This is a genomic window from Lysobacter sp. TY2-98 (assembly GCF_003367355.1).
Lineage (GTDB): Bacteria > Pseudomonadota > Gammaproteobacteria > Xanthomonadales > Xanthomonadaceae > Cognatilysobacter.
The window spans coordinates 2,061,140-2,078,988 of sequence record NZ_CP031413.1; the positions used below are offsets into that span (position 1 = coordinate 2,061,140).

Annotated in this window: 18 protein-coding genes; 9 read left to right on the forward strand and 9 right to left on the reverse strand. The window is 68.2% G+C overall.

Annotated elements, in window-relative coordinates; genetic code table 11:
- Nucleotides 1-2,217 (reverse strand): M4 family metallopeptidase, encoded by a 2,217-nt coding sequence (locus DWG18_RS10025; protein WP_240318507.1) that lies wholly within the window; start codon nt 2,215-2,217, stop codon nt 1-3.
- Nucleotides 2,218-2,791: 574 nt separating this feature from the next.
- A complete protein-coding gene (sufT, locus tag DWG18_RS10030; RefSeq protein ID WP_115647056.1) occupies nt 2,792-3,349 on the reverse strand; it encodes a putative Fe-S cluster assembly protein SufT in 558 nt (185 codons plus the stop codon).
- A 99-nt stretch (nt 3,350-3,448) separates the two neighbouring features.
- Between sufT and DWG18_RS10035 the strand changes: the two genes are divergently transcribed.
- Nucleotides 3,449-3,889 (forward strand): hypothetical protein, encoded by a 441-nt coding sequence (locus DWG18_RS10035; RefSeq protein ID WP_115647057.1) that lies wholly within the window; start codon nt 3,449-3,451, stop codon nt 3,887-3,889.
- Here the strand turns inward: DWG18_RS10035 and DWG18_RS10040 are convergent.
- Together DWG18_RS10040 and DWG18_RS10045 are read right to left on the reverse strand one after the other, a co-directional pair.
- Complete coding sequence (locus DWG18_RS10040; RefSeq protein ID WP_115647058.1) at nt 3,852-5,273, reverse strand: NAD(P)(+) transhydrogenase (Re/Si-specific) subunit beta; 1,422 nt, start codon at nt 5,271-5,273, stop codon at nt 3,852-3,854. The genes DWG18_RS10035 and DWG18_RS10040 overlap by 38 nt on opposite strands.
- 8 nt (nt 5,274-5,281) lie before the next feature.
- Nucleotides 5,282-5,581: an NAD(P) transhydrogenase subunit alpha gene (locus tag DWG18_RS10045; protein WP_115647059.1), complete on the reverse strand. Its 300-nt coding sequence runs from the start codon at nt 5,579-5,581 to the stop codon at nt 5,282-5,284.
- A 150-nt stretch (nt 5,582-5,731) separates the two neighbouring features.
- Between DWG18_RS10045 and DWG18_RS10050 the strand changes: the two genes are divergently transcribed.
- The 4 genes from DWG18_RS10050 to DWG18_RS10065 are packed head-to-tail and all read left to right on the forward strand — an operon-like array spanning nt 5,732 to nt 7,592.
- Nucleotides 5,732-6,145 (forward strand): hypothetical protein, encoded by a 414-nt coding sequence (locus tag DWG18_RS10050; RefSeq protein WP_115647060.1) that lies wholly within the window; start codon nt 5,732-5,734, stop codon nt 6,143-6,145.
- Nucleotides 6,142-6,699 carry an RNA polymerase sigma factor gene (locus tag DWG18_RS10055; RefSeq protein WP_115647061.1) on the forward strand — a complete coding sequence of 186 codons (558 nt, stop codon included), beginning with the start codon at nt 6,142-6,144 and terminating at the stop codon, nt 6,697-6,699. Before DWG18_RS10050 ends, DWG18_RS10055 begins: the two co-directional genes overlap by 4 nt.
- On the forward strand, nt 6,696-7,166 hold the full coding sequence (locus tag DWG18_RS10060) for a hypothetical protein (protein WP_115647062.1): 471 nt from the start codon (nt 6,696-6,698) through the stop codon (nt 7,164-7,166). The genes DWG18_RS10055 and DWG18_RS10060 overlap by 4 nt, the downstream gene beginning before the upstream one ends.
- A gap of 3 nt (nt 7,167-7,169) precedes the next feature.
- Complete coding sequence (locus tag DWG18_RS10065; RefSeq protein ID WP_115647063.1) at nt 7,170-7,592, forward strand: DUF3106 domain-containing protein; 423 nt, start codon at nt 7,170-7,172, stop codon at nt 7,590-7,592.
- A gap of 99 nt (nt 7,593-7,691) precedes the next feature.
- Here the strand turns inward: DWG18_RS10065 and DWG18_RS10070 are convergent, their stop codons facing one another.
- A complete protein-coding gene (locus DWG18_RS10070) occupies nt 7,692-8,807 on the reverse strand; it encodes an NAD(P) transhydrogenase subunit alpha (protein WP_115647064.1) in 1,116 nt (371 codons plus the stop codon).
- A gap of 124 nt (nt 8,808-8,931) precedes the next feature.
- Nucleotides 8,932-11,343, reverse strand: a complete 2,412-nt coding sequence (locus DWG18_RS10075; RefSeq protein WP_162823790.1) for a DUF1631 family protein — start codon at nt 11,341-11,343, stop codon at nt 8,932-8,934.
- Between the two features lie 104 nt (nt 11,344-11,447).
- On the opposite strand from DWG18_RS10075, the gene DWG18_RS10080 reads away from it, so the two are divergent.
- The 4 genes from DWG18_RS10080 to galE are packed head-to-tail and all read left to right on the forward strand — an operon-like array spanning nt 11,448 to nt 14,609.
- The gene (locus DWG18_RS10080; RefSeq protein WP_115647066.1) at nt 11,448-12,053 is read left to right on the forward strand and encodes a nitroreductase; all 606 of its coding nucleotides are present in this window, start codon (nt 11,448-11,450) and stop codon (nt 12,051-12,053) included.
- A complete protein-coding gene (locus DWG18_RS10085) occupies nt 12,053-12,994 on the forward strand; it encodes a 5'-3' exonuclease H3TH domain-containing protein (RefSeq protein ID WP_115647067.1) in 942 nt (313 codons plus the stop codon). Before DWG18_RS10080 ends, DWG18_RS10085 begins: the two co-directional genes overlap by 1 nt.
- Nucleotides 12,995-13,024: 30 nt before the next feature.
- Entirely contained in the window at nt 13,025-13,609 is a 585-nt protein-coding gene (locus DWG18_RS10090) for an NUDIX hydrolase (RefSeq protein WP_115647068.1), read from the forward strand.
- Nucleotides 13,610-13,637: 28 nt separating this feature from the next.
- On the forward strand, nt 13,638-14,609 hold the full coding sequence (gene galE / locus DWG18_RS10095) for a UDP-glucose 4-epimerase GalE (RefSeq protein ID WP_115647069.1): 972 nt from the start codon (nt 13,638-13,640) through the stop codon (nt 14,607-14,609).
- 48 nt (nt 14,610-14,657) lie between these two features.
- Here galE and pip read toward each other — a convergent pair whose 3' ends face one another.
- The 3 genes from pip to DWG18_RS10110 all read right to left on the reverse strand — a co-directional run bounded on the left by pip (nt 14,658) and on the right by DWG18_RS10110 (nt 17,745).
- A complete protein-coding gene (gene pip / locus DWG18_RS10100) occupies nt 14,658-15,602 on the reverse strand; it encodes a prolyl aminopeptidase (RefSeq protein ID WP_115647070.1) in 945 nt (314 codons plus the stop codon).
- Nucleotides 15,603-15,671: 69 nt separating this feature from the next.
- Nucleotides 15,672-16,487 (reverse strand): peptide chain release factor N(5)-glutamine methyltransferase, encoded by an 816-nt coding sequence (prmC, locus tag DWG18_RS10105; protein ID WP_115647071.1) that lies wholly within the window; start codon nt 16,485-16,487, stop codon nt 15,672-15,674.
- Between the two features lie 25 nt (nt 16,488-16,512).
- Nucleotides 16,513-17,745: a GGDEF domain-containing protein gene (locus DWG18_RS10110; protein WP_115647072.1), complete on the reverse strand. Its 1,233-nt coding sequence runs from the start codon at nt 17,743-17,745 to the stop codon at nt 16,513-16,515.
- Nucleotides 17,746-17,849: the final 104 nt, after the last annotated feature.

Sequence of the window (17,849 nt, forward strand, 5' to 3'; positions counted from 1 at the left end):
TCAGTTGATGGTGCCCTTCAGCGAGACACCCGAGTACGCCGCGTAGGCGCGGACGTTCACGTAGTACGTGCCGGCGGCCGGCGCGTTGAACGTGCAGGTCTCGGCGTTGCCCGAGAGGTACGGACGGCAGTTGTACGTCGTCGTCGTCGGCGCGGAGCCGATGCGGACGTACATGTCGGCATCACCCGTGCCACCCGAGATCGTGAACACGACGCTGGTCTTGCCGGCCGGAACCGTCAGCGTGTAGTTCGACGACACACCACCGGTCGCCACGCTCGGCAGGGTCACCGGCACGCCGCTCGTCAGCACGGTGCCGCCGCCACCGCCGCCGGTCGTGTAGCTACCGGTCAGCGTCACGCCCGAGTACGCGGCATAGCCGTGCAGCAGGACGTAGTAGGTGCCGGCCGACGCCGTCGCGATCGAGCAGGTCTCGGCGGTGCTGCTGCCTTCGGACTTGCAGTCGTTGGTCGTCGTGGTCGGGTTCGAGCCGAGCTTGGCGTAGACGTCGACGTCGCCGGTGCCGCCCGAGGTCACGAACTTGAGGTTCGTGGCGCCCGCCGGAACCACCAGCGAGTAGTACTTGTCGCTGCCCGCGGCACCGGCGATGCCGGTGACCGGCGTGCCGTTGGTGAGCGCGGTCGTACCGCCGCCACCGCCACCGCCCGAGCACGAGACGCCGACGGCGTTGAACGCCGCGGTGACGTCCGCCACGTTCAGGCCAAGGTCGGTCGCCGCCGTCTGCACGCCGCAGGCGCCGGAGTTGAACGTGCTGCTCGCCGTCCAGTACAGGGCATTCGCGCGAGCGAACACCTTGAACGCCGTCGGCACGCTCCAGCCGGTGGTCTTGGCCAGGGTGCAGAACGCCTTGTTGTAGACGCCCGAGCTGTAGTGCACGTCGAGGCTCGACGTGTAGTTCGCGGCGTTGTCGATCGACGCGCCGTCAGCGGTCGGGTTGCACATGTAACGCAGCGCGCCCGTGTTCTTGAAGATCTCGGTACCGACGTTGAAGTCGGACGAACCCTTCCAGTAGTACTCGGTCGCTTCGCCGCCCATGTCGGAGAAGGCTTCGTTCATGCCGCCCGACTGGCCGGAGTACGTCAGGTTCGAGTGCTGCTCGGTGAAGCCGTGCGACACCTCGTGGCCCGCGACGTCGGCCGACACCAGCGGATAGAACGTGCTGGCGCCGTCACCGAAGGACATGGTCGAGCCGTCCCAGAACGCGTTCTCGTAGCTCGTCTTGTAGTGCACGCGCATGACGAGCTGGAAGTTCAGCGCGTTGTAGCCGGTGTACGCCGGATACATGTTGGTGATCACGCCGCCGAAGTAGTGGGCGTCGTTGATCGGCGAGTACGCGCCGTTGATGGCCTTGTACGTGTTGCGCGGGCAGGTGTACGAGTACGCCGTCGTGCCCGTCGTGCCACCGTTGAGGTTGACCGACTTCACGTTGGTGTTGTTCATCGTGCACGTGGTGCCCGACTGGGTGACGTCGAGGTAGCCGTAGCGGCCGCCCGAACCCCATTCGTACTGGCCGGTCTTGGCGTTGCCGCCCGGGCCCGTGCCGACGGCGGCGCTCGTGAGGCCTTCCCAGCGCTTCAGCACGGTGCCGTCGTTCGCGTCGACGATGACGAACGGACGCGTCGCCGCGACGCCGTTGCCGTCCGCGAAGTACGACACGACGTACGCGCGGTGCGCGTGGCCGGCGTCGTCGACGTAGATCATCAGGTCCGACTTCTCATTGCGCGTCGCCGCCTTTGCGATGCCCTGGCCGAGGCCGACGCGCTTGCCGACGTCGAGCGCCTGCGCGCTGGAGAGCTTCACGGCGCCGGCCGGGATTTCGGCGGCGAGGCCGTCGACCTTGCGGCCGAACATCGTCTTGACCGCGCCGTTGTTCTCGGCGACGGCGATGTTTTCACCGAACACCGGGATGCCGCGGAAGGTCTGCTGGTAGCGGTAGTGCTTGGTGCCGTCGCGATCCTGGGCGTAGCCGATCTGGTTCAGCGCCGACAGCGAATCCATGCCGATCAGTTCGGCGTGGCGATCCTTGGCGACCGAGGCGGCGCCGAGGCTGGCGACGGCGGCCTTGTACTGGCCCTGCGCCTTGTTGAGCGACATCTTGTTCAGATCGATGCGGGTCGCGGCACCTGCGCTGCCAGCGGCGAGCGCGAGCACCAGCGGGGACAGCGCCATGAAACACAAACGCGTATTCGAGTGCGACATCGAGAATTCCTTGACGTGGGAACGCCGGATAGGTGGACGGCGAAGCCCCGGGGTCACAGCTTGCGAAGCGACTGGGGCACGGTTGGACGCGATCCGTCTGCGTCCAGTCACGCAAGGTGGAACCCTGTCGGGCCCTTCACGCAAAATTTTTTGAAATTTTTTGGCCGGTCCGATGAGCGGTTTACGTTTACGGGTGTAAGCCGCTGATTTATCTAGGACTCAGCCAAGAGGCCGGTGCGGATGTCCTGTCCTGCCACCGGCATCTATGGCGCGGCGCAGCATGGAATTGCGACAGGAGCGTGTCCGGTGTCCACAAATTTTGCCGTTGCCATCGCATTCCGTTCGACCGCGCGTCCGGGCCCGGCGACCTGCCGACGAGCGGCAAATACAGCGTCGGTGCGCGTGCTGCCGAAGCCGCCCGAAACCCGGCATTCCGCGTCACGATGTCGTGGTTCCACCGCCGAACGCACGCGCGCGAACACCGTGCAGACAGCATGCGCCATCGCATCAGGGTCGAATTTCGGAAATGAGGAGAGCCCGGCCGGCGGAGTCGCGACGCGGGAAGAACCGCGCTTCAGAGCATCCCGGTCTCGAGGCGCGCCACTTCGGACATCATCGAACGGTTCCACGGCGGGTCGAAGACCAGTTCCACGTCCGCGTCCGCGACGGTCGGGATCAGCTCCAGCTTGTCGCGCACGTCGGCGACCAGCACGTCGCCCATGCCGCAGCCGGGGGCGGTCAGCGTCATCTCGACGCGCACCTGCCGCTCACCGGCCTTCTCTTCGTGGGCGAGCACATCGACGTTGTAGACGAGGCCGAGGTCGACCACGTTGATCGGGATCTCCGGGTCGAAACAGGTCCGCAGCTGCTGCCAGACCAGCTTTTCGACGGCCGCGTCGTCAGCGCCGGCCGCCAGCTCGAGCGGGGCCGGCGGCTCCTTGCCGATGGCGTCGGCGTCGCGGCCGGCGATGCGGAACAGGTTGCCCTCGACGAACACCGTGAAGCTGCCGCCCAGCGCCTGCGTGATGTAGCCGACACTGCCCGCAGGCAGCGTCACCGCCTCGCCTTGCGGGACGAGCACGGCCGCGCAGTCGCGCTCAAAGCGGACGGGTTCACTGGATCGGGAATACATCGGACGGAGCACCTCTCAACTCCGACCATTTTAGTCCAGTTTCCCGGCCCTTCCCTGTCCGCCGGCTATCCTGTGCAGCCGCTACAGCGTTCTGTTCCGATGCCCTCGACCCGCTCCGCCTGGCTCGTCTGTTTCCTGCTGCCGCTGGTCATCGCCGGGTTCGCCGCGCTCTGGGTACTGGCCTCGCTCTATTCCGAGCGGCAGTGCAGCTTCATGGCGATCGTCGGCGCGGTGGATGTGCTGTGGGTGCTGGGGCTCGCGCCCGCCTTGCGGCCCGGCGTGCGCGCGGTGACGGCGCTGCTGTCGACGACCGCGCTCATCGTGCTCGCGAACTGGTCGATCATCGCGATCAATATCGGCGTGCCGCTCGGCAGCGGCACGATCGAAGCGCTGGGCAAGCTGGGCGCGCACCACGCCTGGACGGTCGCAGGCATCGCCAACGACTGGCGCGATGCGGTGTGGGTGGTGCTGGCGCTATGTGTTGCCGGCGGCTGGCCGCTGGTCAGTGCCCGCCGCCGTCCAGCGCCTTCAGCTCACTGACGAGGGCCGCCGCCATCTCCGCGCCGTCGCCGAACAGCATGCGCGTGTTGTCGGCATAGAAGAGCGCGTTCTCGATGCCGGCGAAACCGGTGCCGCGACCGCGCTTGATCACCACGACATTCTTCGCATCGACGACATCCAGAATCGGCATCCCGTAGATCGGACTTGCCGGATCCGTCTTCGCGACCGGATTCACCACGTCATTTGCGCCGATGACCAGCGCGACGTCGGTGTTCTTGAACTCCGGGTTGATGTCGTCCATGTCGGCGATGAGGTCGTAGGGCACGCCGGCTTCGGCGAGCAGCACGTTCATGTGGCCCGGCATGCGGCCCGCGACCGGATGAATCGCGAACTTCACCTTGACCCCGCGATCCATGAGCTTCTGCGTCAGCTCCCAGATCTTGTGCTGCGCCTGCGCGACGGCCATGCCGTAGCCCGGGACGATGACGACGCGCTCGGCATAACCCATCAATGCGGCGACGTCGCCGGCTTCGATCGGCTTCTGGCTGCCGGTGATTTCCTGCGCTTCGCCGCCACCACCGAACGATCCGAACAGCACGCCACTGATCGGGCGATTCATCGCCTTCGCCATCAGGCGCGTCAGCAGCATGCCGGCCGCACCGACCATGGTGCCCGCGATGATCAACGCTTCGTTGCCGAGCACGTAGCCTTCGAACGCGACCGCCAGACCGGTGAACGCGTTGTACAAGGAGATCACGACCGGCATGTCGGCGCCGCCGATCGGCAGCGTCATCAGCACGCCCACCGCGAGTGCGGCGATGAAGAAGCCGAGCACGATCATGCGCACGTCGTTCGGCGTCGAGATCGGTGCGATCGCGATCATCCACACCGCAGCGGCGCCGAGTGCGAGCGCGACGAGGAACACGACCGCGTTGAACGCCTGCTGGCCGGGGAACACGTAGCGCTTGTCCATACGCCCGTCGAGCTTCGCCCAGGCGATGACGGAACCCGACAGCGAGACCGCACCGATCAACGCACCGATGACGGCGAGCACGAGCGCCGTCGTCGACGTATCGCGCGACCCACCGGACAGGCGCAACAGTTCGACCGCGCCGATCGCCGCCGCAGAACCGCCGCCCATGCCGTTGTAGAGCGCGACCATCTGCGGCATGTCGGTGATCGCCACCTTCTTGCCCGACACCCACGCCGCCGCAGTGCCGATCGCGAGTGCGAGCACGATCAGCGGCAGGTTGTGCAGTCCCGGCAGCAGGAAGCTCGCGGCGGTCGCGATGAGCATGCCGGCACCGGCCCAGCGGATGCCGCTGCGCGCGGTGACCGGCGAGGCCATGCGCTGCAGGCCGAGCAGGAACAGCGTGGCGGCGACGAAATAGCTGGCGGCGGCGAGCAGCGTGCGCGGATCCATTGCGCCGCTCACGCCTTCTTCTCCGGCTTCCTGGACGCCTTGAACATGTCGAGCATTCGTTCGGTGACGACGTAGCCGCCGGCGGCATTGCCCGCGCCGAGCAGCACGGCGACGAAGCCGATCGCCTTCTCGAGCGTGGTATCGGCCTCGCCCAGCACCACGATCGCGCCGATCAGCACGATGCCGTGGATGAAGTTCGACCCCGACATGAGTGGCGTGTGCAGGATCACCGGCACCCGCGAAATGATCACGTGACCCGCGATCGCCGCGAGCATGAAGATGTACAGCGCCACGAAGCCGTCCGTCATGCGCCCCTCCCCGAGTTCGGGTCCATCATAACGACGGCTGAATTCTTGCGGGCGGCCGTCAACCCGGCCGCGTGCCGGGCGTTTCCGGATGTGCTGCGCAGCACGCCTCCGGGACGCCGGGCCACGACACGACCTAAGGAGAGACCCGCCATGAGCAAGATCGTCGCTTACGCCCTGCCCCTGCTGCTGACCGCCGCACTGCCGACCGCCCACGCCCAGTCCACCGAGGACCGCGGCGACCGCGTCGAGCAGCGCCTCGACCAGCGGGGTGACCGCATCGAAAATCGCCTCGACAACCGCGGTGACCGCATCGAGGACCGCCTGGACGCCAAGGGCGACCGCATTGACGAGCGCTACGACGCCCGCGCCGACAAGGCCGAGGCAGCCGGCCATGAACAGCGCGCTGCCCGCCTGGAACGCGAAGGCGACCGCATCGAGCACCGCCTCGACGCACGTGGCAACCGCATCGACAACCGCCTCGACCACAGGGGCGACCGCATCAACGCGCGCCTCGACCACAAGGGCCAGCGCTTCGACCGCCGCTGGGATCGTCGCCACGGATGACCCTCGCGATGGCGCAGGCCGTGGAGGCCCCGGGCGGTGACGACCCACCGCAGACGCTCGATGCCTTCCTCGCATCGATCTCCGGTCGTGCGTTCCGCTTCGCCGAACTCGGCCTGCGCCATCGCGACGACGCACTGGATGCGGTGCAGGACGCGATGGTGAAGATGCTCGCCTACGCGCACCGGCCCGCCGCGGAATGGACGCCGCTGTTCTGGAGCGTGCTGCGCAGCCGGATCATCGACCTGCAGCGCCGCCGCACGTTCCGCCTCAAGTGGCTTGCGCCACCGCCGGCGGACGACGAAGGACCGATCGACTGGGCGGATCCGGGACCGGATCCGTCGCGGGCGAACGACTCGCGCGAGGCGTATGCACGCCTCGCCGAGGCGTTGCAGCGTCTGCCCGCGCGCCAGCGTGAGGCATTCACGCTGCGGGTGCTCGAAGAGCTGGACGTCGAGACGACGGCACGGGTGATGGGCTGCAGCGACGGCTCGGTCAAAACGCATCTGTCCCGCGCGCGCGAGGCGCTGCAGAAGCAATTGGAGGATTTCCGATGAACATGCACGACGACGACTTCGACGCGCGCGCCCGCGCCGTCCACGCGGCGTCGCTCGACCAGCTGTCGGCCCGCGTCAATGCGCAGCTCGCGCAACGGCGCCGCTTGGCGCTGAAAGGTGAAGCGCGCGGAACGTCGCGCCGGTTGCTGCCCTGGGCTGGCGTCGCCACCGCGGGCCTTGCGCTCGCGCTGGTGGTGCAGCTGCGTCCGCCGGGCTCCGGGCCGGCGGCGCCGCAGTCGACGGGTCGCGAGGTCGTCGCGACAGCGACGACGCCCGCGGCGCCCACCAACACCTCGACGACAGCGCGCGTCACACCGTCGACCGCACCGCGCATCGCCGCGATCACACCCAAGCCCGTTTCGCGTCTGCCGGGCGCGAACGACGCCGAAGCCGTCGCACCCGACCTATCGGAAGACCCCGAGTTCTACATGTGGCTGGGCGACGAACGCTCGGCCCAGCCGGAGTAAGTCATGAAGCGTTTGTTTCTTTCCGTCCTCACCGCCCTAGTGTTCGCGATTGCGCTGCCGTCGCAGGCGCAGACCGCGCCCGCGACCGCGGCACTGCCCGACTGGGATCACCTCACGCCGCAGCAGCGCGAAATGCTGATCGCGCCGCTGCGCGAACGCTGGAACTCGAATCCGCAGACGCGTGAGCGCATGTTCGACCACGCACAACGCTGGAAGACGATGACGCCGGACGAGCGCGCGAAAGCGCGTCGCGGCATCGCCAAGTTCCAGGACATGTCGCCGGCCGAACGCGAACAGGCGCGCGCGGCGTTCGAGAAATTCCGTCAGATGTCGCCCGAGGACAAGAAGGCGATGCGTCAGAAGCTGCGCGCGATGACGCCGGAGCAGCGCAAGGCGTGGCTGCAGTCGCAGTCGGCGACGCATTGAGGTCGCGCGGCACGGCGTCGATCGCCGCGTCCGCCAATGAATCAGGACGAAGCCTGATGCGCGTCGCGACGGATCACGTCGCGACGCGAATTTGAACGATCACGCCGCTGCCGGCGCTGCCTCTACCGCACGCTCCGGCCATACCGTCTTCGCGAGCAGCTCGTCGCTCCAGTCGAACGACAGCGCGCCGCCGTCGAGGAACAGGCTGACGAAGTTCAGCACGTTGCGCGCGTACATCTCGCTCGCGTGCACGGCGCCCATGCTCGCGAGGCCGAGCGGACCCGCGACGGTCACGCCGTTGGCATCGATCGTTTCGCCCGGCACCGTCGCCTCGCAGTTGCCCCCGCTTTCGGCGGCGAGGTCGACGATCACGCTGCCGGGCTTCATGCCGGCAACCATCGACGACGTGACGATCTTCGGCGCCGGACGCCCCGGCACCGCAGCCGTGCACACGACGACATCGACAGAGCCGAGATGCGCGCCGAGGCGCTTCTGTTGTTCGGCGCGTTCTTCGTCAGTGAGCGCGCGCGCGTAACCGCCTTCGCCCGCTGCACTGACGCCGAGGTCGAGGAACTTGCCGCCCAGTGATTCGATCTGCTCGCGCGTTTCCGGGCGCACGTCGAAGCCTTCGACCTGTGCGCCGAGACGCTTGGCCGTCGCGACCGCCTGCAATCCCGCGACGCCCGCACCGATGATCAGCACCTTGGCCGGACGGATCGTGCCGGCGGCCGTGGTCAGCATCGGGAAGAACCTCGGCGCCAGCGTCGCGGCGATCAGCACCGCCTTGTAGCCCGCCATGCCCGCCTGCGAACTCAGCACGTCCATTGCCTGCGCGCGGGTGGTGCGCGGCAGGCGTTCGAGCGGGAACGCCTGCAGGCCGCGATCGCGGATCACCGCCTGGCGTGATTCGGACGCCTGCGGCGCGAGCAGACCGACGACTGTCGTGCCGGGCTTGAGCGCCGCGAGCACATCGTCGGCCGGCGCCTGCACCGCGAGCAGTGCGTCGGCATCGCGAACGATCGATGCGGCGTCGGCGGTCGTCGCCCCCGCCTGCAGGTAGGCATCGTCGACGAAGCCCGCGCCCACACCCGCACCCGGCTCGATGCACACCTGCGCACCGCGCGCGACGAGTTTGCGCACCGTCTCGGGCGTCGCCGCCACGCGGCGCTCGCCGGGCGCGCGCTCGCGCAGGATGCCAACCGTCACTGCCGTCATGCGCGTGCTCCATCGGGGGCGTCGACGCATCCTAGCGGCGAATCGCGGCCGGCGGCAGTTGCGTCGAGATCACCCAAACAAAAGGGCGGCCGAAGCCGCCCTTTCGCGTACCACTCCAATCCGATCAGTTGCCGCCGACCGCGCGCAGCTGCTGCTGGAGCTGTTCCATCGCCGCGTCGAACGGCGACTGGCCGCTGGCGATCGTCAGGCGACCCTCGACACCGAGCACCGCGAGCTCCTCGACGCTGGCCGCGAGCACGCGCATGCCGCGACGGTTTACCAGCAGCAGGCGCGAGGTGAGCGGGCTCACCCAGGCGACCTTCGCCGAGATGGGCTCGCCCTGCGCATCGGACAGGCGCACCCACGAGCCGACCTCGAGCTTGCGCACCTTCGCCATCCACTGCGGGTCGGCGCGCATCGTGTCGGTACCGCCCGCGAGCCAAAGACGCGTTTCCTGCTCGGGCTCATCACGCACCGGCGCGGGCATCGGACGCACGCGACGCGCGGCGTCCGGATCGGCCAAGCCGCGGACGATGCCGGCGAGGCCGTGGCTGGCCGCGGTCGCGTCCAGGCCCGACGAGGCCAGGCATTCCGTCAGCGGCTCTTCGAGATCGAGCAGCTGGCGCACCAGCGAATCCCCTTCGGCACGCGAAGCCAGCACGTCGGCATGCGCGAGCGCGTCGCCCATCGCGATCGCATCGCGGAACCGCACGCTGTCCTCGCCGTCGCGCAGAAGCGTCTGCACGAGGTGGTGACGCCACGGTGTGATCAGGAAGTCGCCCACGGCCTGCGTCAGCGGCGTCTGCGCGAGGCGGCGCTGCAGCACGGTGTCGGCACGCGTACGGGCCTGCGCGAGGCGCTCGCGGCCGTAGCTCGCTTTCGCCGCGCGCTGCTCCTGCAGCTCCACGCGACGACGCTGCTGCGACAGCAGGTCCTCGAGCTCCGCGTAGGCCATCTCGAACACCGAGAGGTCTTCGTTGAACTCGGCGACGATGCGCTGCGACACCGCGGACGCGCGCTCCAGAAGCTCGCGCTCCTGCGGCGTGGCGCCGGTGTTGTCTTCGCATGCTTCGGTCAGCGCGTCGAGCAGGCGACGGGCCGGATGCTGGCTCTCGACGAACATGGAGTCGTCGTTGATCGCCACCTTCAGGTACGGCAGCACGAGGCGCGCGTAGACGCGACGGGCGCGGTCCTGCAGCGCATGCGTACGGAACAGCGATTCGAACAGCAGCGCGACCATGTCGACGGCGTCCTCATCGTCCGCCGACAGCGCGGTGTATTCCGGATGCAGGCCCATGCGACGCGCACCTTCGGCGAGATAGCCGCGGATCGCATCGGACAGCTTGCCGTTGACGCCGAGCGCACGCGCGAAAATATCCGGCGGCTCGGCCTGCAACACCGAGGCGATGCTCGTGAGCTCGCGCGGCTGGAATTCGCGAAGCACGGGCGCGGCGCCATAACCGCCACCGCCCATGCCGCCTGCGGAACCCGCGCCCATGCCGCCGGCGCCCATTCCGCCCGCACCACCGCCGGCCGAGCCATAGCCCGGCACGCCGTACTGCAGGCCGACCGGCGCCTTCGCCAGCGTGCGCACGCCGCCGTGCTGGCGCTCCATGCGCCACAGGCGGAGCTGCTCGCGCAGCGGCTCGAGCTCGGTGGAATGGCGATGACTGCCCGTGCCGTCGCCCAGCGAACGAGCGAGCGGCGCCTGCTGCGGATACGACGGGGCCTGCGGTGCGTACTGGGGTGCGTACTGCTGCGGTGCGTATTGATGCGGCGCATGCTGCTGCGGTGCCGGCGCGCCGTAGTACGGCGTCTCGTTCTGCGGCAGCACGGCCTGGGCGTCCGCTTCCGGGAGCGGGGCGCGCGGGGTTTCGATCTCGTCGCGATCGAACTTCGCGATCGCCGCTGGCGACCACGCCGACGTGCCATAGCCCGCGCGCGTCAGCACCGCACCCAGGTTCGGGTACAGCGCGTCGAGCATCGGCACGAGCTGCTGCTGGAACTGGCGGAACAGCACGCGGCCGAGCGGTTCCGAAATGCCCGCATTGCCGATCGCGCTGATCAGCGTCGAGCACAGCTTGCTCGGCGACACCGGATTCGGGCCGGCCGGCACGCGCATGGCGAGCGCGAGCTCCTCCATCTGCGTGCGCAGCGACTGCAGCTGCTGCTGATAGCGTTTGTCGAGAATTTCGGTGAGGGCTTGCGCCTGCAGGTGCAGGTCGATCACCTCTTCCTCTATCAGGCCCAGCGTCATGCCGGACCGGATGAAGGGGTTGCGGAATTCGTCGAACGCCTGCGCGATCTGCTGGCGGAAATTCATCGTGTCCGACGCGCTGCGCGCGCGCAGCACGTTGACGCCCGCGAGTTCGTGATAGGCGTCGGGGCCGGCCTCGGCGAGTTCCTTCTCGGCGGTGACGTAGAGCGAGGTCGGGAAGGTCCCGAGGCGCTCCACGGCGAGCCGCTTCAATGCTTCGAGCACGCGCGCGGGGTCGTGGCGCGAGTCGATTCCCTGATCAAAAAACGGGCTGGTCACGGTACTTACTCCAGCGGGTGTCGCTGCTGCCGCAGGTTCGACTGGATTTGCAGGATAGTGGCAATCTGCGTCACTTCCTGCCTCCATTCACTGATCTGTGCGCCATGTCCCAAGCGACCGAAACAACGCCGACAGGCGGCAATTTCCCGGCGTTGAATGCGCTCGACGCACGACGTTCCGTACCTGCAACCCAGTTATGTGACCCCGGTCCTGGTCACGCCGAGGTGATGCGCATGCTGCAGTCCGCCGTGCGTGTCCCCGATCACGGAAAACGGGTGCCGTGGCGCTTCATCCGCATCGAAGGCGCGGCCCGGGAGGCGCTCGGCGAACGCCTCGCTGCGCGAAGCCGCGAGCGCGATCCGGGCGCCAGCGACGCCGTGGTCGAGAAGGACCGCCAGCGCTTCCTGCATGCCCCGGTGATCCTCACCGTCGTGGCCAACCAGGGCGAGGACGCGAAGATTCCGGCCAGCGAGCGTCTGCTCAGCGCGGGCTGCGTATGCTTCGCCCTCCTCCAGGCCGCGCAGGCGCTCGGGTTCGGTGCGGTCTGGCTGACGGGCTGGGCGGCCTACGACCCGGTGATCCGTCGCGTTCTCGGCGTGGCGGACGACGAAGTCGTCGCCGGCTTCATCCACATGGGATCGATCCGCCAGCCCGCGCCCGAGCGCGACCGCCCCGATCCCGCGCTCCTGCTGACCGACTGGACACCCTGATGACCGCTGCGTCGACGACGCCCCGCACGCTGCACCTCGTCGATGCGAGCGTCTACGTGTTCCGCGCCTGGCATTCGATGCCGAACGAATTCACCGACGTGGACGGTCATCCGACCAACGCGGTGCACGGCTTCGCGCGGTTCCTGCTCGAGCTGATGGAGCGGGCCCAACCGGAGCACATCGTCGTCGCCTTCGACGAAGCGCTGGACAGCTGTTTCCGCAATCGCCTCTACCCGGCCTACAAGGCCAATCGCGAGCCGGCGCCGGACGAGCTCAAGCGCCAGTTCGCGGCGTGCAAGGACCTCTGCGTCGCGATGGGCCTCACCATCCTCGCGCACACCGACTACGAAGCGGACGACCTGATCGGCAGTGCACTGCACGTGGCGCGCGCGCATGGTTTCCGCGGCGTGATCGTATCGGCGGACAAGGACCTGTCGCAGCTGCTTGGCGATCACGACGAGCAGTGGGATTTCGCGCGCGGCCAGCGTTGGGGCGCTGCGGGCGTCCCCGCACGACACGGTGTTCGCGCCGACCAGATCGCCGACTACCTCGCACTCACTGGCGACGCGGTCGACAACATTCCCGGCGTGCCCGGCATCGGCTCGAAATCGGCGGCCGCGCTGCTCGCGCACTTCGGGACGCTGGACGAACTGCTGCGCCGCGTCGACGAAGTGCCCTACCTGTCTGCACTGCGCGGTGCCGCCCGTTGCGCGCAGCAGTTGCGCATGCATCGCGAGCAGGCCCTGCTCTGCCGCGCGCTCACCACGATCGCACTCGACGCGCCCTGCGAAGGCAGCGATGCGCAGTTCCGCCGCGGCACGACCCAGCGCGAAGCGCTATTGGATCTCTGCGAGCGCCTGCGTTTCGGCCCGCTGACGCGCCGACGCATCCATGCGGCCTGCGGCATCGACTTCATACCGGTGACGTCCGAGACCGTCTAGCATCGACGGCAACGCCGTTCGCCTGCCGCCATGACGCCCGATCACGACGCTCCGCTCGAAACCCTGCACGAAGGCCGCTGGCTGCGCCTCGTCAAACGCGGCCGCTGGGAGTATGCCGAGCGCGTGCACGGCCACGGCATGGCGGTGATCATCGTCGCCGCGACGCCCGACGATGAAGTCGTGTTCGTCGAGCAGTACCGCGTGCCGCTGGGCAAGGCGACGATCGAAATGCCCGCGGGCCTCGTCGGCGATGTCGACGACGACGACACGCTGATCGACGCCGCGCGGCGCGAGCTCATCGAGGAGACCGGCTGGGAAGCCTCGCAGCTTGAAGTGCTGCTGATCGGCCCGACCACCGCCGGCATGAGCAGCGAACGCATCGCCTTCGTTCGCGCGACGGGCCTGGTGCGCGTCGGAGAAGGCGGCGGCATCGACGACGAAGGCATCACCGTGCACCACGTGCCGCGTGCCGAAGCGCCGGCGTGGCTGATGCGCAAGCACGCGGAAGGCTACGAGGTCGACCTCAAGCTCTGGGGTGGCCTGTGGATGCTCGAACGCAACCCGGACGGCACGCCGCTGGATCCCGCGCGCTTGGGCGGCGAGCGCATCGCCTAAGATTCCCCGGCCTTCCCGGGAAGCGATCATGCACATCCTCGTCTGCGGTGGCGCCGGCTATGTCGGCTCGCACGCCTGCCTCGCGCTCTCGCGCGCGGGCTTCGACGTCACCGTCCTCGATAACATGCTGACCGGCCACCGCGAAGCGGTGCGTTGGGGACGACTGGTCGACGGCGACCTCCTGCGCCCGGAGACGCTCGACGCGGCGTTCGATCGCAAGGTCGACGCCGTCATGCACTTCTGCGCGCGCTCGCTGGTCGGCGAATCGGTCACCGATCCGTACGCGTACTACCAGAACAACGTGACCGGCACGCTCAACCTGCTGGAAGCGATGAAGCGCCATGGCGTCGACAAGCTGGTTTTTTCGTCGACCGCGGCGGTGTTCGGCAATCCGGTCAGCGACGTCATCGACGAAACGCATCCGACGAATCCGATCAACCCATACGGCGCGTCGAAGCTGATGGTCGAGCGCCTGCTCGCAGATGCCGCCAACGCGTACGGACTGCGCTCGGTCGCACTGCGCTACTTCAATGCGGCCGGCGCAGCGGCGGATGAAGGCATCGGGGAATCGCACGATCCGGAAACACATCTGATCCCGAATGCGCTCAAGGCGGCGAACGGCGAAGGCACGGGCCTCAAGGTATTCGGCAACGACTACCCGACGCACGATGGCACCTGCGTGCGCGACTACGTGCACGTGCTCGACCTCGCCGACGCGCACCTGCGTGCGCTCGACTGGATGGACCGCGAGCCCGGCGCGCACCGTTTCAACCTGGGCAACGGCAATGGCTTCTCCGTGCTCGACGTCATCGAAGCAGCACGCCGCGTGACCGGCATCGACATTCCCTACGAGATCGCACCGCGGCGTGCCGGCGATCCGCCGGTGCTGGTCGCATCGAGCGCGCGTGCGCGCGAACATCTCGGCTGGACGCCGCGATTCGATCGCATCGAGCCGATCATCGAGACCGCCTGGGCCTGGCATCGCGCGCCGGCGTACTGATACGAAAAAGGCGAGCCGAGGCCCGCCTTTTTTTTCGACAACTGCCAATCAACCCGCGAAGCGGTCCGTCGCATTCACCAGCGCGTCGATGTTCTCCGCCTCGAACGCCGAATGTCCCGATGCGGGTGAGATCACCAGTTGCGCCTGCGGCAGCGCCTGCTTCAGGTCGTAGGCGTTCTGCACCGGGCAGACCACGTCGTAACGCCCGTGGACGATGAACGTCGGGATGTGCGCGATGCGCGGGGCGTCGCGCAGGAGCTGGTCGTCGACTTCGAAGAAGCCGCTGTGAACGAAGTAGTGGTTCTCGATGCGCGCGAAGGCGAGCGCGAACTCGGCTTCGTCGTGCGCCGCGGTGAAGTCGGGGTCGTAGTGCAGGAATGACGTCGCGCCTTCCCACACGCTCCAGGCGCGCGCGGCGGCGAGGCGCGTGGCCGGATCGTCGCTGGTGAGGCGGCGATGGAAGGCGCTGATCAGGTCGTGGCGTTCGACCGGTGGAATCGCCGCGAGGTAGTGCTGCCACGCTTCCGGGAACAGGCGCGACGCACCTTCCTGGTAGAACCATTCCAGTTCCCAGCGCCGCAGCATGAAGATGCCGCGCAGCACGAGTTCGGTCGCGCGGTGCGGATGCGTCTGTGCGTACGCCAGCGCGAGCGTCGAACCCCAGGAGCCGCCGAACACCTGCCACTTGTCGATGCCCAGGTGCTCGCGCAGGGTTTCGATGTCGGCGACGAGATGCCAGGTCGTGTTGTCGACGAGGTCGGCATGCGGCGTCGAACGCCCGGAACCGCGCTGGTCGAAGAGCACGATGCGGTACTTCGCCGGATCGTGGAATTGCCGCATCTTCGGGCTGCATCCACCGCCCGGGCCACCGTGCAGGATGACCACCGGCTTGCCGTTCGGATTGCCGCACTGCTCGTAGTACAGCGTGTGGCGGTCGTCGACCTGGAGCATGCCGCTGTCGAACGGCTCGATCTCGGGATAGAGGCTGCGCATGGCGTCGTGGATCCGGGAGCAGTCGGCAGTCTAGGCGTGGGCGTCGCGCGGCGGCATGTGCCGTCCGGGCTACGGTGAGCGACCGAGCGTGACGCGATCGCGATGTTCCAGATCCTGCGCGGTCGCGACGTCGAGCAGACCCGCATCCGTGAATACCTGGCGCACGGCGGCGCCCTGGTCGTAGCCGTGTTCGACCAGCAACCATCCGCCTTCGACCAGATGCGCGGTCGCGCCGGCGGCGATGACGCGGATCGCATCCAGCCCGTCCGCCCCGGATGACAGCGCCGACGCCGGCTCGTGGCGAAGATCGCCGTGTGCGAGGTGCGGATCACTTGCCGCGATGTAGGGCGGATTGCTGACGATCACGTCGAAGTGCTCGTCCGCCACGGGCGCGTACCAGCTCCCTTCGCGGAAGTCGACGCGCGACAGACCGAGCCGCTTCGCGTTGCCGCGCGCGACCGCGAGCGCGTCCGCACTCGTGTCGGTGGCGATGACGTGCGCGCGCGGTCGCTCGGTCGCCAGCGCCAGTGCGATCGCACCGCTGCCGGTCCCGAGATCGGCGACGCGCGCATCGCCGGACGGAATACGCTTCATCGCCAATTCGACGAGGCGCTCGGTTTCCGGCCGCGGAATCAGCGTCGCGGGCGTGACGTCGAGATCGAGCGTCCAGAAACCACGGCGTCCGACGAGATAAGCGACCGGCTCGCCGGCGATGCGGCGATCGACGAGTTCGCGAAAACCTTCGCGCGCGTGGACGTCGATCTCGTCGTCGCCGTGCGCGTAGAGCCACGCCGGTGAATGACCGAGCGCATGGGCGAGCAGAATTTCCGCTTCACCATCGGGAAGACGGGCGCGCGCCTCGCGCAGCAGCGCATCGATCCGCATGCGGACGCTCCGGAATGACGAAGGACTATGGTACGTCGAGCAACGCGTCGATCGACGCACCGACGCCGGCATCGTCCGCGCGGGGGGCAGGCATCGCGACCACGCGATTGCGCCCTTCGTCCTTGGCGCGATACAGCGCGACGTCGGCACGGTGCATCGCCGCTTCCCAGTCCTCGCGGCCGCGCTGCAGCTCGGAGACACCGAAACTCGCGGTGACGGCGCGACCGATCGCCGCGATCGGTGTGTCGCACACCGCGGTGCGCAGGCGCTCGGCGACCGAAGTGGCCTCGACCATCGAGGTTGACGGCAGCAGCAGCAGGAATTCCTCGCCGCCGAGGCGGAACGCGGTATCGACGTCGCGCAGCCCGCAGGCCACACGCAGTGCGGTCTCGCAGATGACGTCGTCGCCGGCCGCGTGGCCATACGTGTCGTTGACCGATTTGAAACCGTCGATGTCGACCATGACGAGCGCCAGCGGCGTGCCATAGCGCTCACTGCGCGCCTGCTCGCGTTGTGCGTACTCGTACAGCGAGCGGCGGTTGAACAGGCCGGTCAGCGGATCGGAATGCACGAGGCGGCGCAGCTCCAGCTCCTTCGAACGGAACATGAGCAGCGCCAGGCCCATGGTCAGCACCGAGATGAAGACCAGGCCGAGCACGAACACCAGCGTCTGGAAGGGCTCGCGGGCGAATGCGCCGTCGGGCGTGTCGAACAGCAGGGCGTGGGCGATGCGGACGACGAGCACCGCGCTGTTGAACAGGAATGCGGCGGCGGCAAGGTTCTGGAAGCGCTCGCCGCGCGACGAGCCCGCGCGCCAGAGCATGAAGCCCGCAGCGGTGTCGAGCACGAGATAGATCGGAGCGAGCATCAGCACGCGCACCCGCAGTACGCCCCACACGTCCGGGACGATGTAGCTGGCGCTGCCGGTGACCAGGGCCAGCACGGCCATTGGCATCCAATACGACCGGCGCCCGAGAAACACACGCACGCCCGCGAGCAGCAGCACGTGGACAAGCGTGACCATCCCATTGGCGACCGCCAGGGACTCGCGCTTGGGCAGGTCCAGGCCGAGGCCCAGCGTGAGGTGCGCCAGCAGATGCGCGATGCCCGCGGCCAGACCTGCGGCGCCCCAGAACACCAGCGCGCTGCTGCGCATGCCGGCCAGCCGGATGCCCCCCATGGTCCCGGCCAGCAGCAGCCCTGCCAGGCCGGTGACGAAGGCGAGCGTCGCGGTGTCGAGTTGGCCGATCAGGTCCATCGCGGATCCGGCAGTTCCCCAACCGAACTCATTGCAATTTTTGTGCCGTCAAGGTGTTGACGCGGACTCGAGCGGCCCTCTTTGCGACATGGGCCGCATTTTTC

Bases quoted from the DNA above. Each gene is read 5' to 3' on its own strand.
- DWG18_RS10025 (WP_240318507.1), bottom strand. From the start codon at position 2,217: ATGTCGCACTCGAATACGCGTTTGTGTTTCATGGCGCTGTCCCCGCTG.
- sufT (WP_115647056.1), bottom strand. From the start codon at position 3,349: ATGTATTCCCGATCCAGTGAACCCGTCCGCTTTGAGCGCGACTGCGCG.
- DWG18_RS10035 (WP_115647057.1), top strand. From the start codon at position 3,449: ATGCCCTCGACCCGCTCCGCCTGGCTCGTCTGTTTCCTGCTGCCGCTG.
- DWG18_RS10040 (WP_115647058.1), bottom strand. From the start codon at position 5,273: ATGGATCCGCGCACGCTGCTCGCCGCCGCCAGCTATTTCGTCGCCGCC.
- DWG18_RS10045 (WP_115647059.1), bottom strand. From the start codon at position 5,581: ATGACGGACGGCTTCGTGGCGCTGTACATCTTCATGCTCGCGGCGATC.
- DWG18_RS10050 (WP_115647060.1), top strand. From the start codon at position 5,732: ATGAGCAAGATCGTCGCTTACGCCCTGCCCCTGCTGCTGACCGCCGCA.
- DWG18_RS10055 (WP_115647061.1), top strand. From the start codon at position 6,142: ATGACCCTCGCGATGGCGCAGGCCGTGGAGGCCCCGGGCGGTGACGAC.
- DWG18_RS10060 (WP_115647062.1), top strand. From the start codon at position 6,696: ATGAACATGCACGACGACGACTTCGACGCGCGCGCCCGCGCCGTCCAC.
- DWG18_RS10065 (WP_115647063.1), top strand. From the start codon at position 7,170: ATGAAGCGTTTGTTTCTTTCCGTCCTCACCGCCCTAGTGTTCGCGATT.
- DWG18_RS10070 (WP_115647064.1), bottom strand. From the start codon at position 8,807: ATGACGGCAGTGACGGTTGGCATCCTGCGCGAGCGCGCGCCCGGCGAG.
- DWG18_RS10080 (WP_115647066.1), top strand. From the start codon at position 11,448: ATGTCCCAAGCGACCGAAACAACGCCGACAGGCGGCAATTTCCCGGCG.
- DWG18_RS10085 (WP_115647067.1), top strand. From the start codon at position 12,053: ATGACCGCTGCGTCGACGACGCCCCGCACGCTGCACCTCGTCGATGCG.
- DWG18_RS10090 (WP_115647068.1), top strand. From the start codon at position 13,025: ATGACGCCCGATCACGACGCTCCGCTCGAAACCCTGCACGAAGGCCGC.
- galE (WP_115647069.1), top strand. From the start codon at position 13,638: ATGCACATCCTCGTCTGCGGTGGCGCCGGCTATGTCGGCTCGCACGCC.
- pip (WP_115647070.1), bottom strand. From the start codon at position 15,602: ATGCGCAGCCTCTATCCCGAGATCGAGCCGTTCGACAGCGGCATGCTC.
- prmC (WP_115647071.1), bottom strand. From the start codon at position 16,487: ATGCGGATCGATGCGCTGCTGCGCGAGGCGCGCGCCCGTCTTCCCGAT.
- DWG18_RS10110 (WP_115647072.1), bottom strand. From the start codon at position 17,745: ATGGACCTGATCGGCCAACTCGACACCGCGACGCTCGCCTTCGTCACC.